Annotated in this window: 11 protein-coding genes; 2 read left to right on the top strand and 9 right to left on the bottom strand. The window is 68.9% G+C overall.

The features are described from left to right. Positions 1-369, bottom strand: coding sequence for a hypothetical protein (locus BN2660_RS12290; RefSeq protein ID WP_091232352.1), 369 nt, complete (start codon positions 367-369; stop codon positions 1-3). Then, positions 366-1,259 (bottom strand): tRNA pseudouridine(55) synthase TruB, encoded by an 894-nt coding sequence (truB, locus tag BN2660_RS12285; RefSeq protein ID WP_091232348.1) that lies wholly within the window; start codon positions 1,257-1,259, stop codon positions 366-368. Before truB ends, BN2660_RS12290 begins: the two co-directional genes overlap by 4 nt. 77 nt (positions 1,260-1,336) lie before the next feature. On the opposite strand from truB, the gene BN2660_RS12280 reads away from it, so the two are divergent. Next, positions 1,337-2,233 (top strand): HhH-GPD family protein, encoded by an 897-nt coding sequence (locus tag BN2660_RS12280; RefSeq protein ID WP_091232345.1) that lies wholly within the window; start codon positions 1,337-1,339, stop codon positions 2,231-2,233. 27 nt (positions 2,234-2,260) lie between these two features. On the opposite strand, the gene BN2660_RS12275 is transcribed toward BN2660_RS12280, so the two are convergent. From BN2660_RS12275 to BN2660_RS12245, 7 genes are all read right to left on the bottom strand, one after another. Then, positions 2,261-4,435, bottom strand: coding sequence for a helix-turn-helix transcriptional regulator (locus tag BN2660_RS12275; RefSeq protein WP_176697184.1), 2,175 nt, complete (start codon positions 4,433-4,435; stop codon positions 2,261-2,263). 96 nt (positions 4,436-4,531) lie between these two features. Continuing rightward, on the bottom strand, positions 4,532-4,963 hold the full coding sequence (gene rbfA / locus BN2660_RS12270) for a 30S ribosome-binding factor RbfA (RefSeq protein ID WP_091232339.1): 432 nt from the start codon (positions 4,961-4,963) through the stop codon (positions 4,532-4,534). 71 nt (positions 4,964-5,034) lie between these two features. Further along, positions 5,035-7,848 carry a translation initiation factor IF-2 gene (gene infB, locus BN2660_RS12265; RefSeq protein WP_091232336.1) on the bottom strand — a complete coding sequence of 938 codons (2,814 nt, stop codon included), beginning with the start codon at positions 7,846-7,848 and terminating at the stop codon, positions 5,035-5,037. A 94-nt stretch (positions 7,849-7,942) separates the two neighbouring features. After that, entirely contained in the window at positions 7,943-8,197 is a 255-nt protein-coding gene (locus BN2660_RS12260; RefSeq protein WP_091232334.1) for a YlxR family protein, read from the bottom strand. 59 nt (positions 8,198-8,256) lie between these two features. Then, positions 8,257-9,240 (bottom strand): transcription termination factor NusA, encoded by a 984-nt coding sequence (nusA, locus tag BN2660_RS12255; protein ID WP_091232331.1) that lies wholly within the window; start codon positions 9,238-9,240, stop codon positions 8,257-8,259. A 106-nt stretch (positions 9,241-9,346) separates the two neighbouring features. Continuing rightward, positions 9,347-11,398, bottom strand: a complete 2,052-nt coding sequence (locus BN2660_RS12250) for a PhoX family protein (RefSeq protein ID WP_091232326.1) — start codon at positions 11,396-11,398, stop codon at positions 9,347-9,349. A gap of 77 nt (positions 11,399-11,475) precedes the next feature. Continuing rightward, positions 11,476-12,516, bottom strand: a complete 1,041-nt coding sequence (locus BN2660_RS12245) for an LOG family protein (protein ID WP_091232323.1) — start codon at positions 12,514-12,516, stop codon at positions 11,476-11,478. 121 nt (positions 12,517-12,637) lie between these two features. On the opposite strand from BN2660_RS12245, the gene BN2660_RS12240 reads away from it, so the two are divergent. Further along, on the top strand, positions 12,638-13,141 hold the full coding sequence (locus tag BN2660_RS12240; RefSeq protein ID WP_091232319.1) for a pyridoxamine 5'-phosphate oxidase family protein: 504 nt from the start codon (positions 12,638-12,640) through the stop codon (positions 13,139-13,141). Positions 13,142-13,151: the final 10 nt, after the last annotated feature.

The following is a 13,151-nucleotide window of genomic DNA, read 5'->3' as shown; positions in this document are numbered from 1 at the left end:
TCAGGCGACCTGGACCGTCCAGATGACGTGCATCCGCCAGACCATGATCGCGACCGCGATCGCAGCCACGCCCAGGATCACGGTGCTCCATCGACTGCGCTCCATCAGCGCCCAGAGCACCGCTCCGATCGGGAGCAGCACGGCCGACACGAGGTAGACCCAGAACTCGAGCAGGTCTCCGGTGGGCGGGTTGCCGGCGAAGGGCGCGACGATCGCGACGACCACCTGCACGATCAGCAGCAGCTCGACGAGGGCGAGCGCGCCGACCGTGTAGTCGCTGGGACGACGGCCGAACAGCCCGAGTGCCACGCAGAATGCGCCGGCCGAGGCGGCCACGACGACCTGCGTGAGGGTCAACCAGAGGATCACTGCGCCACCTCGGGCATGTTCATCGTGCTCTTCAGGTCGTCGCCGCGCTTCTCCACGACGCCGACGAGCACCCCGTCCTCGTCGATGGCCGCCGCCAGCGACCCTCGCAGGCGGGTGGCCTGACCGATGAGGCGCTTGCCGTGGCGCAGGTCACGGGCATCCGCGGCCGACACCGACAGCGGGTCGAGCACCCGGGCGGCTGCGGCAGCAGGGGACAGCAATCGCGCGTCGGCGAGACCGTCGAGGTCGACCGCATCCGCCACGTCGAAATCGCCGACCCTGGTGCGGCGCAGTGCTGTCAGGTGTCCCCCGACGCCGAGATCGGCACCCAGATCGCGTGCGAGCGATCGGATGTAGGTGCCGGAGGAGCAGTCGACGACGACGTCGAGATCGAGCGTGCCGTCTCCTGCACGCCGGTCGGTCACGTCGAAGCGCGAGACGGTCACCGAGCGGGCCTTGAGCACGACCTCCTCGCCGGCGCGGACCAGATCGTAGGCCCGTCGTCCATCGACCTTGATCGCCGAGACCGAGCTGGGCACCTGTGAGATCGCGCCGGTCAGGGCGCGCACGCCTTCGGCGATGCGTTCCGGGGTGACCCCGGTCCACGATGCCTCGGTCGCCCGCGCGAGGATCTCGCCGTCCGCATCGTCGGTCCCCGTCGACTGTCCGAGCCGGATCGTCGCCTCGTAGGTCTTGTCGACGCCGACGACGTACGTGAGGAGACGAGTGGCCCCTTCGAGACCGATGACGAGCAGCCCCGTCGCCATGGGGTCCAGAGTGCCGGCGTGGCCGACCTTGCGCGTGCCGAACGCACGACGGACGCGCGCGACGACGTCGTGGCTGGTCAGTCCAGCGGGCTTGTCGACGAGGAGGATGCCGGGCGAGACCATCCCCCCAGCCTACGATGGCCGTCGGCCGGTCCTGCACCGCACGCGGCCTGCCCGCGACGTTCGCCTAGGCTGTCTGGGTGTCCCCGTCGTCGTCCGCTCCCGCGGAATCGCTGCCGCTCGGCGAGTGGTATCGGAGCGCGGCGCGCGACCTGCCCTGGCGGAGGGCGGACTTCCGGCGCGATTTCGGCGCGTGGGGCACTCTGGTCAGCGAGTTCATGCTGCAGCAGACGCCCGTGAATCGAGTGATCCCTCACCTCGACGCCTGGCTCGCCCGCTGGCCCACCCCTCGTGCCCTCGCGGCCGCCTCGCCCGCCGACGTCGTGCAGCAGTGGGCGAATCTCGGCTATCCCCGTCGCGCGCTCTGGCTCCATCGGGCTGCCAAGGAGATCACCGAGCGTCACGCGGGCGTGGTGCCCCGTGACGTGGAGGCTCTGCTGCAGCTCTCCGGCATCGGGGACTACACAGCGAGAGCGGTGGCGGTCTTCGCATACGGCGACAGACATCCCGTGGTCGACACGAACACGCGGCGGGTCATCGCACGGGCTGTCCTCGGTCAGGCTCAGCCCGGCCCGCCCTCCCGACACGACCTCGAGCGCATGGATGCGCTCCTCCCCGACTCTGATCACGAGTCCGCGGTGTTCAACGCGGCAGCGATGGAGCTGGGCGCGACGGTGTGCGTCGCGCGGGCTCCTCGCTGCGAGATCTGTCCCCTCCTCGAGACCTGCGCCTGGGTCGCCGCCGGCCGACCGGAGACCGAAGACACCCGAAGACGTCAGGCGACGTTCGAGGGCTCGGACCGACAGGCGCGCGGCGCGGTTCTCCGAACCCTGCGGAACGCGGCACCCGACTCCGTCCCCCTCGTCGGCGTGCTCCCCGATTGGCCGGACCCTCTGCAACGCGACAGAGCGATCGACTCGCTCATCGGCGACGGTCTCGCCGAGGCGGACGGCGAGCTGCTCTCCCTGCCCCGGTGAGCGGTCGCCGCTGCGCACCCTACCGGCTCACGCGTAGCGACCGATCCGATGCGCGAGCACGGTGAGCTCGACCCTCGTCTTCACCTCGAGCTTCGCGAACACCCGGCCGAGGTGGACCTCCACGGTCCGCACCGACAGGTGGAGCGTCGACGAGATCTGCCGATTGGCCGCGCCTTCCACCGCGAGCATGGCCACCTCGAGCTCGCGCGTCGTGAGGATCGGCTCCCAGATGCGCCGAGAGGCGGCGAGCGGATCCTGACCGGGCGCGGAGACACGCCGCTCCCCGGCATCCGCGCGTCGCCGCCGCTCGGACACGGCCCTCGACCAGGCATCCGCACCGCAGAGTTCGAACAGATTCTGGGCGGCCTCGAGATGTCCCGCCCCCGCGGCCGCGTCGCCGCGGATGAGCGAGCGGGCGCCGAGCATCGCCTCGACCCGACCCCGGGTGAACGGGGACCCTATCGAGCGCGTGGCGGCCTTGATCCGCGGGTACTCCGACAGCCAGTCCCGATCCGTGCAGGTCGAGATCCGCGAGCGCAGCTCCTGTGCGAGCGAGATCTCCGGCGGCTCGATGCGCCGCCCCGTCGGCGGTGCGAGTCCCGCGGCGTCCGCGACCTCCTCCAGGCCGGGCACGGACAGGGCGGGTTGTCGGGCCCCGCGGTCTCGCCACAGCCGCATGAACGACGCCGCCTCGTCGAAGGCTCCCGAGAGGTAGGCCTGGATGCCGCGGTCGACGAGCTGATCGATCCGCAGCGCCGGGGGCAGTACGGCGGTGAGAGCCCGCGAGAAGGGGCCGAGATGCCCGAGGACGGCCAGGTCGAGACGCCGGGCCATCACCACCGCGAGACCGCCGAAGGGCAGAGCCACCGGGAGCTCGAGCGACGCGCGCAGGAGCCGCGTTCGAGCGACGGCGATGTCGCCTCGCCACATGAGCAGAAGCGATTCGGTGACAGCGCGGTAGGCCGCGACGAGCGGGCTGCGCTCGAGACCCGCCACGAACGGATCGTCCGCCATGCCGATGCCGGAGTCCCCGGCGGCGAGCACGCGGAGACCGCGGTCGATGTCTCCGTTCCTGGCCGCTCTGATCGCGCGGAGCACACCTCCGGTCAGCGGGCCGGTACCCTCCGCGTCGTCGACATCGCGCTCTCCGACGATCAGCCATGCGAGTGCGACGACGGGATCCCGGAGTCCGCGCTCCACCCCGCCCCTGCTGCACGCCTCGCGCATCTCGTCGAGCCAGACGCGCATCGACTGCCGCTCGCCGCGCTCGGCACTCAGCACGGCGGCGAACGCTGACGCCCGCGCCCACCGGTACCAGTGCTCCTTCACGTCGTCCCGTGGTGCGAGCATCTCGAGGGGCACGTCGGGCACCGCGCCCTGCAGATGCGCCTGAGCGATGAAGAGACTGCTCAGACTGCGGAGGCGCCAGCCTTCCTCGGCGTCGGGGAAGAGACCCGACAGCTGGTCGACGGCCTCGACGGGATACCCCGCCGACATCGCCGCGACTCCGGCGACGACCAAGGCCTCGTCTCGGCGTCCGCCCGTCGCATGCGCAGCCGCCTCGCGGGCGAGATCCAGAGCCCGCTCGCTCAGACCGGCCGCGGAATGCTCGTATGCGATGCGGATGAGCTCCTCCGCGGTCTCGGGGACGCCGTACAGCGAGGCACGGGCCCGATGCCAGTCGGCATCGACCTTCTCGCCGCGCGCGAGGAAGATGGCATGCAGGCGGGAATGCACGGCGGCCACCGTCGATGCCGTCGTCGTCGCGCGCAGCCAGATCGATAGACGAGGGTCGGCGATCCGCACCCGCCCTGCGTGGATGAGCAGGAATTCCGCGACCGCGCACTGCGCGAGAGCATCCGCCGTGCGCCCGTCGAAATCGAGGAGCGGGTCGAGGCGGTCGTCGAGTCGCAGCGAGGCGGCGACGAGCAGTTCCCGGTCCCGCTGGTCGAGCGTGAGGTCGGCGAAGAGGACCCGCACCGATTCGATCAGGGGCAGCGGCGACGGAAGCGGCTTCAGCCCGTGCCGCTGAGAGGCGTCGAGGAGACCGGCGACTGCTCGTACGGCCTGCGGGTCGGCGGTCACCTCCGCCACGATGCGCGCCACGACGTGGGGCGCGCAGGCCAGATCATTCTCGAGCAGGGCGTCGAGGACGTCCTCCATCGTGGCCGCAGCGACCTCCGTCGCTCTGTGCGCACTCAACACGTCGATGCTGAACCCCCCAGTTCGCACGAGCATCCGCTCGTCTGCTGAGGGTAGCAAGAGGGGAGGCCGCCTTAGGCGGCCTCCCCCAGTACATCAGGATTCTGGTTCGTCGTCCTGGCGCACATATGGGTCCGCGTCGCCGGCGTGGGACGCCGAGGACGCGAGCTTCGCCACGTCCGCGTCACGCTGCTGCGCTTCACGGAGCAGAGCCGAGATGTGATCGGCGTTCTCCGGCAGTGCGTCCGGGATGAACTCCAGCGTCGGGACCAGACGCGTGCTCAGCTGACGGCCCACCTCGGTGCGCAGCATGCCCGTCGCCGAGGCGAGCGCGGCGCCGCTGGAGACGCGCTCCTCTTCCGTCCCGAGCACCGTGTAGAACACGGACGCGTGCTGCAGATCGCCGCTCACCCGGACGTCGGTGATCGTCACGAAACCGAGGCGCGGGTCGCGCAACCCCTTCTCGAGACGCTCGGCCAGGATCACGCGGATGCGGTCCGCGAGTCGTGCCTGTCGTTCACCAGCCATTGTTCACTCCCTCTACGTACCCTTCGGGCGAGGGTGCATGACGCACCCTCGCCCGAAGATATCGAACTCGATCAGCCGCGAGGCTTCTCGACCAGCTCAGTGGTCTCGATCTCGTCGCCGATCTGGATGTCGTTGAACTTGCCGAGGCCGATACCGGCCTCGTAGTCCGTCCGCACCTCGGTGACGTCGTCCTTGAATCGACGCAGCGACTCGATGGCGAGGCCATCGGCGATGACCACACCGTCGCGGATGACGCGGGCCTTGGCGTTTCGCGTGATCGTTCCCGAGCGCACGATGACACCGGCGATGTTGCCGAACTTCGAGGAGCGGAACACCTCGCGGATCTCGGCGACACCCGACTGGACCTCTTCGTACTCCGGCTTGAGCATGCCCTTGAGCGAGCTCTCGATCTCGTCGATCGCGTTGTAGATCACCGAGTAGAACCGGATGTCCACGCCTTCACGCTGAGCACGCTCGCGCGCCTTCGTGTCGGGGCGGACGTTGAAGCCCACGATGATCGCGTTGTCGATCGTCGCCAGGTTGACATCGGACTCCGTGATCGCACCGACACCGCGGTGGATGATGCGGAGCTGCACCGAGTCGTCGACCTCGATCTTGAGCAGCGACTCCTCGAGCGCCTCGACGGCACCGGAGACGTCACCCTTGATGATGAGGTTGAGCGACTCGACCTTGCCCTCTTCGAGAGCGCGGGTGAAGTCCTCGAGCGAGATGCGCTTGCGAGCCTTGGCCAGCTGGGCGTTGCGCTCGACCGCTTCACGCTTCTCGGCGATCTGACGGGCCATGCGGTCCTCTTCGGTGACGATGAAGACGTCGCCGGCACGCGGCACCGAGTTGAGACCCTGCACCTGCACCGGACGCGACGGGTAGGCCTCGAGGACCTGCTCGCCGTTCTCGTCGGCCATCGCACGCACACGGCCGTAGGCGGTGCCGGCGACGATCGCGTCACCGATGCGGAGCGTTCCGGACTGGATCAGCACCGTGGCGACCGAACCGCGACCCTTGTCGAGCTTCGCCTCGATGGCGACACCGCGAGCGGCCTTGTTCGGGTTGGCCGTGAGGTCGAGACCGGCGTCAGCCGTGAGCAGCACCGCGTCCAGGAGCTCCTGGATGCCGGTGTTCGCCCGTGCCGACACGTCGACGAACATGACGTCTCCGCCATACTCCTCGGCGACCAGACCGTACTCGGTCAGCTGCTGACGGACCTTGGCGGGGTTCGCCTCGGGCTTGTCGACCTTGTTCACCGCGACCACGATCGGCACGTTCGCCGCCTGGGCGTGGTTGAGCGCCTCGACCGTCTGCGGCATGATGCCGTCGTCGGCCGCGACCACCAGGATCGCGAGGTCGGTGACCTGCGCTCCACGGGCACGCATGGCGGTGAACGCCTCGTGACCCGGGGTGTCGATGAAGGTGATCGCACGCTCGATGCCCTCGTGCTCCGTCCACACCTGGTACGCACCGATGTGCTGGGTGATGCCGCCGGCCTCACCCTCGATGACGTTGGTCTGGCGGATGGCGTCGAGGAGTCGCGTCTTACCGTGGTCGACGTGACCCATGACGGTGACGACCGGGGGACGGATCTCGAGGTCGTCCTCGCTCTCGCTCTCCAGTTCGGCCTCGAGGTCGAGACCGAAGCCCTCGAGGAGCTCCTTGTCCTCGTCCTCGGGCGAGACCATCTGGATCTTGTAGCCGAGCTCCTCGCCGAGGACCTCGAACGTCGCCTCGTCCAGCGACTCGGTGGCCGTGGCCATCTCGCCGAGGTTGAAGAGGATCGTCACGAGGGTTCCGGGCTGGACCGTGTAACCGGTCAGCGTCTCGATCTTGTCGGCGAAGTCCGCGATCGACGCACCACGGCGCATGCGGATGATCTCCCCGTTACCGCGGGTGACGTTGACGCCACCGACGACCGGGGCGCTCCGCATCTCGAATTCCTGCCGCTTCGCACGCCGCGACTTGCGCTGCTTGCTCTTGCCGCCGCCCTTGCCGAACGCACCTGCGGTGCCTCCACCGGGACCACGGCCGCGACCGCCGCCACCACCGGGGCGACCGGCGAATCCGCCGCCGCCAGGACGAGCGCCGGGACCGGCACCGGGGCCGCCGGCACCGCCGGGACGACCGGGACCGCCGGGACGCTGCTGGAACGGCGCGCCGCCGGGACGACCGCCCTGACCGCCGCGCGGAGCGCCGGGACGGGGGGAACCGGGACGAGGAGCGCCGGGGCGCGGTGCGCCGGGGCGAGGAGCCTGCGGACGCGGGATGTTGCCGGGGGTCGGACGCTGGCCCATCCCCTGCGCGGAGGCGAAGGGGTTGTTGCCGGGACGAGGACCCGTCGGACGCTGGCCCATTCCCTGCGCAGACGAGAAGGGGTTGTTGCCGGGACGAGGCGCCCCGGGCTTGGGAGCCGAGCCGTCAGCGGGCTTCGGGGCAGAGCCGTCGGCGGGCTTCGGGGCGGGCGAGGCGGCCGGAGCGGCAGGCTCGACCGGAGCCTCGGATGCGGGTGCGGCGGGCGCGGGGGCGGGTGCCTCGGGCGCGGGTGCCGGCTTCGGACCGGGCTTCGGGCCGGGAGTCGGAGCACCCGGCTTGGCAGCACCGGGCTTCGCAGCACCGGGCTTGGCAGCACCGGGCTTGGCAGCACCGGGCTTGGCGCCGCCGGCGTTCGCTCCACCGGCAGCCGGGGCTGCGTCAGCGGAGGACTTCAGCGACGAGTCGGCCTCGATCGCCGCGCGCAGCTTGCGCGCCACCGGCGGTTCGATGGTCGAAGAGGGGCTCTTGACGAACTCCCCGAGTTCCTTGAGCTTCGCAAGTGCGATCTTGCTGTCGACGCCGAGTTCAGCGGCGATCTCGTGTACGCGTGGTTTTCCAGCCACAATTCTCCTGTCAGGGTCGGTCCACCCAGACAGGGCAGACCACTAGTCGCGGACGGGTCTCATTTCGAGCCGTTCACTTTGTTTCCATAGCCGTTCAGCCTTTGTTTCTTGGTGGGTGCTGTGCGATGTTCCGCGTGTCCAGGTCGCTGGAGACGCGCAGTGCTCGTCCGAAAGCCCGGCGCCGCAGCGCGGCATCCATGCATTCCGGTGTCGGATGCACCCACGCGCCGCGCCCCGGCAGGACGGCTCGCTCATCGATGATGAGGATGTCGTTCTGGGACACCACCCTGAGCAGAGTGGAGCGGGGAGCACGCGTGCGACAGCCGACGCACGTTCGTACGGGTTCCATCTTACACCTGTGTTCCCATCCGACTCGCGCCGGTCGCGCGAGTCGGATGTCACGAGAGGTCAGTCCAGCACGCTGTCCGGCTGGATGTCGATCTTCGCGCCGGTGAGCTTGGCGGCGAGACGGGCGTTCTGCCCTTCCTTGCCGATCGCGAGCGAGAGCTGGTAATCGGGCACGAGCGCGCGCACGGCCTTGGTGTTCGCATCGAGGATGAACGAGCTCGTGACCTTGGCGGGCGAGAGCGCGTTGGCGACGAAGGCGGCGAGCTCCGGGTCGTGGTCGACGATGTCGATCTTCTCGCCGGCGAGCTCCTCGGTGACCGCGCGCACGCGGCGGCCCATCTCCCCGATGCAGGCACCCTTCGCGTTGATCGCCGGATCATTGGCCTTGACCGCGATCTTCGTGCGATGACCGGCCTCGCGGGCGAGCGAGACGATCTCCACGAGTCCCGCCGCGATCTCGGGCACCTCGAGCGCGAACAGCTTGCGGACGAGGCCCGGGTGCGTGCGCGAGACGGTGATCTGCGGGCCCTTGAGCCCCTTCGCCACGCTCGTCACGTACACGCGGAGGCGCGAGCCGTGGGTGTACTCCTCGCCGGGGACCTGCTCCTCGGGCGGGAGGATCGCCTCGACCGCTCCCAAGTCGACGTGGATCATCCGAGGGTTCGGCCCCTGCTGGATCACACCGGCGACGATGTCGCCTTCCTTGTCCTTGAAGTCGCCGAGCACCACGTCGTCCGCGATGTCCCGCAGACGCTGGCTGATGACCTGCTTGGCGGCGAAGGCCGCGATGCGACCGAAGTCGTCGGGGGTCGCATCCTCCTCGCCCACGATCGCGCCCTCTTCGTCCTTGACGACCTGCAGCACGGCGACGTGCCCGGTCCGGCGATCGAGATCGACACGGACACCCTCGGGGGTGGCTCCGTCGGCGGAGACGTGCTTGGAGTAGGCGGTCAGGATGGCCTGCTCGATGATCGAGACCAGCTCGTCGAAGGGGATCGCCTTCTCCTTCTCGATCCCACGCAGCAGACTCAGTTCGATATCCATGACGGCTCCCTATTCAGCTCTCGTCGCACGGGTGTGCACGCACGACATCCGTACTACGATACCTTGCCCCTGGGGGAGCTGCCACGTTCGCCGGACGCGACGCAGGTCAGAGCCGATACGCCTGCACCACGGCCGGACGCGGAGCATTCGGAACATCGCCCGGCGCGTTCGAACCGTAGTCGGGGAAGAGGGAGTTCGGCGCGTCGAACGTTCCGTCCTCCCCCGGGTGCTGCACCGCGACGAAGACGAGTCCCTCTTCGTCGTGGATCACCGGACCGCAGGTCTCCGCATCGCGCGGCACGGCGAGGAACTGCTGCACGTGCCCGCGTTCCGCCCCGGTGAGAGGGACCTTGAAGAGACCGTCCGCGAGGCCGATGGTGCTCGGGGCGCCGTCGGTCGAGATCCAGAGGTCGCCCGCCGAGTCGAACGCCAGATTGTCGGGACACGAGATGGGCGACACCGACTCCTTGGGGAACCCCGCGAAGTACGCGTTGTCGAACGACGCCGGATCTCCGCACAGCAGCAGGACACTCCACCCGAAGGTCGTGCCGCTGTGACTCGACGTCTCCGTGAGTTCGAGGACATGACCGTAGCGGTTGCCGGTGACCGGGTTCGCCTCGTCGACGGCCTTGCGGCTGGAGTTGTTGGTCAGGGCGACGTACACCTTGCCCGTGGACGGACTCGGTTGGACGTCCTCGGGGCGATCCATCTTCGTCGCGCCGACGGCATCCGCAGCGAGGCGCGTATAGACCAGCACCTGCTCGGTGGTGAAGCCCGGGACCACGCTGCGGCCGTTCCGCGTGAGAGGCAGCCAGGTGCCGGTGCCGTCGAATGCGCCGTCCGCGGGCAGCGCTCCCGATCCGCTGATCTCCGACACGGGAGAATTTCCCGCGAACTTCGCCACAAAGAGGTCGCCTTCGCTCAGCAGCGCGAGGTTCTTCTTGCGGGAACCGGAGATCCTGTTCTTCGAGACGAACTTGTACAGATAGTCGTTCCGCTCGTCATCGCCCATGTACGCGACGACCCTGCCGTCGGCGGCGACGTGGACGTTCGCGCCCTCGTGCTTGAAGCGCCCCATCGCGGTGTGCTTGCGCGGCGTCGAGGTCGGATCCTGCGGATCGATCTCCACGATGTAGCCGAACCGGTTCGGTTCGTTGACGAACGCGGGATCGTGAGCGTCGAAGCGCGGGTCGTACGTCTCCCATCCCGTGGAGGTGGCGGTGGTGCTCGTGGCGCTGTACCGTCTCTGCTCGACAGTGTCCGCAGCCCAGGCGAAGTATCCGTTGAAGTTCTCCTCGCCCGAGAGGATCGTGCCCCAGGGGGTGGTTCCGCCCGCGCAGTTGCCGAGAGTGCCGTGCACCCAGCGGCCTTCAGGATCCGCCGCCGTCTTGACGAGGTCGGTGCCCGCTGCCGGGCCGGTCATCTCGAACACCGTCTCGACGGTGATGCGACGATTGCGGCGCCCGTCGACGACGTACGTCCACGGGTCGCCGACGCGGCGACGACGGATGTCGACCACGGACATGCCCTGGGCAGCCTTGTAGATGTCACCCCGTCGACGGAGCTCGGCCGCGTCGGACGTCGGCGGGAACATGATGCCCGGGTTCACGTACTCGTGGTTGTTGACCAGGACGCCGGTCTTGCCACTCGGATCGGGGACGATGTCGAGGTAGTCGCTGTTGTAGCCGAACTGTCCCGCCTGAGCCTGCGGAGACTGGGCGGCGATGTCGAATGCCGGGGTCGCCGAGAAGAGAGGGTCGCCCCAGCGGATCAGCGGCGCCCAGGTGAATCCGTCGGGAACCGTGAGTGCGTCCACATGTGCAGGAACCGGGGCGATCGCGCTGAACGCGAGCCCTGCGGTCCCTGGTCTGCCGAGTCCGACTCCGGCCGACGCCGCACCAGCCGCCGCGGGTGCGGACACCGGCGCCGTCCGGCCCGTGCCCACCGCGATCGCGACGGCGGCCGCTGCCCCCAGCCCGAACAGGGCGCGTCGTGAGAAGACCGCGGATGCGATCGAACGGAAGTCGTCGTTCGACGAGGTGTTGCATTCCGGGCCCATACACGCGTTCGCGCACTTGAGTTCACAGGTGACAGCCGAGCGCTTTCCCCGCGCGTGGTCCACCAACGGAAGCCGGTATCGAGTGTCGTCCACAGTCATCCCATCCTCGAAGACAAGTGCCGACAGCATGGTCGGCGCAGGTGACGGCGAGGTGTATGCCCGGTGAACGTCGTGCCCTAGATCGCGGGAGCGGAATCCAGGGTGTTGATGGCCTCGATCAGCCGGAAGAGGTTGCCGACCTGGCGTTGATCGAGGTGGAGCGCGAGCCTCGGGAGATGGAGGAGCTCGTCGTCCGCCACCTCGGGCGGGCGCGGCGCGGAGCGCTCGATGCGGCCGCTCGCGAGCATCCCGGCGAATCGCTCGTTCAGGTCCGCCACCTCGTCGTCCGTCGGCTCCTGGCGCAGCCGCAGGATCAAGGTCTCCCCCACCCACCGCAAGGAATCGTAGTTGCGCCAGAATCCGGCGATCTCCGCCGTGGCCGCCGCCACGGAGTCGGTGACGACCACGCGGTCGAAGTCACCGGGTGAGATGACGCCGGTGGGTGCGAGGTCTTCGTCGATGAAGCGCTTGAGTCCGTTCCAGAACGTGCCGCCCTGCTGGTCGAGGAGCACGATCGGAGTCGGTTCGGCCTTGCCCGTCTGCTGCAGAGTCAGCAGCTCGAACATCTCGTCGAGGGTCCCGAAACCGCCGGGGAGGCAGATGAAGCCGCTGGACTCCTTGATGAGCATGAGCTTGCGGGTGAAGAAGTACTTCATCGCGACGACCTGGTCGCTGCCTGCCACGAGGCTGTTGGCCTTCTCCTCGAACGGCAGCCGGATGGACACCCCGAGCGACAGCGCCGGACCGGCACCTTCCGCCGCCGCCTGCATGATGCCCGGGCCTGCACCCGTGACGACCATCCACCCGTCCGTCGCCAGCGCGGCCGCGACGTCCCGGGCCTGCAGGTAGAGGGGATCGTCCTGTCGCGTGCGCGCGGATCCGAAGACCGTGACCTTCGGCACGCCCTTGAACGGGGCGAAGAGCCGAAAGGCGTCGCGCATCTCCGCGAGAGCGGCCGAGGCGATCTTCAGATCCAGGCGGTCGGTTCCGTCCTCGCCGAGCAGGATGGCGGTGCGCAGCAGGCGCATCACCAGACGGCGATCCGTTCGGACGCCCGCCTCGTCGAGGACGGTGTTGATCTCGGCACTGAGCGCCTCGGGCAGCGGTTCCTCTGTCATGGCACCAGCGTCGCATGCCGGGCACCCGGAGCGGGCCCTCGGTGGCGCCGAGTCGCGATCACGCCGCGGCATCCGTGTCAACGCCCATGGCGTGGACGGGGCGAGCGCGCACCATGGGGGCATGACAGAGATCACAGGATCCGAAGCACTCGTCCGCGTCAAGGAGCTCGTCGAGGACATCGACTTCACGATGCTCACGACCCGTGACGACTCCGAGAACCTGGTGAGCAGGCCGATGTCGACCCGGCAGATGGATGAGGCCGGCGACATCTGGTTCTTCACCGCCGAGGACACCGAGAAGGTCGAGGAGGCGCGGCACCATCACCAGGTCGGCCTGTCGTACTGCGATGCCAAAGGCATGCGCTACGTGTCGATCGCCGGCACCGCCTCGATCGTGCATGACCGCGCGAAGATGGAGGAGCTCTACTCCCCCTCGCTCGACATCTGGTTCACGGAGGGGCTGGACACTCCGGGAATCGCACTGCTCAAGGTGACCCCGACCATCGCCGAGTTCTGGGAACCGGCGAAGGGCAAGGTGGCGCTCGCGGCGGGCGCCCTCAAGGCCCTCGTCACGCGCGACACCCCCGACGATGACACGGTGAGCCACGGGTACATCGTCTGCTGAAGACGACGCC

Origin of the sequence: Microbacterium sp. 3J1, from assembly GCF_001049495.1 — a bacterium.
GTDB lineage: Bacteria > Actinomycetota > Actinomycetes > Actinomycetales > Microbacteriaceae > Microbacterium.
This window is presented reverse-complemented; position numbering and strand designations above follow the sequence as displayed.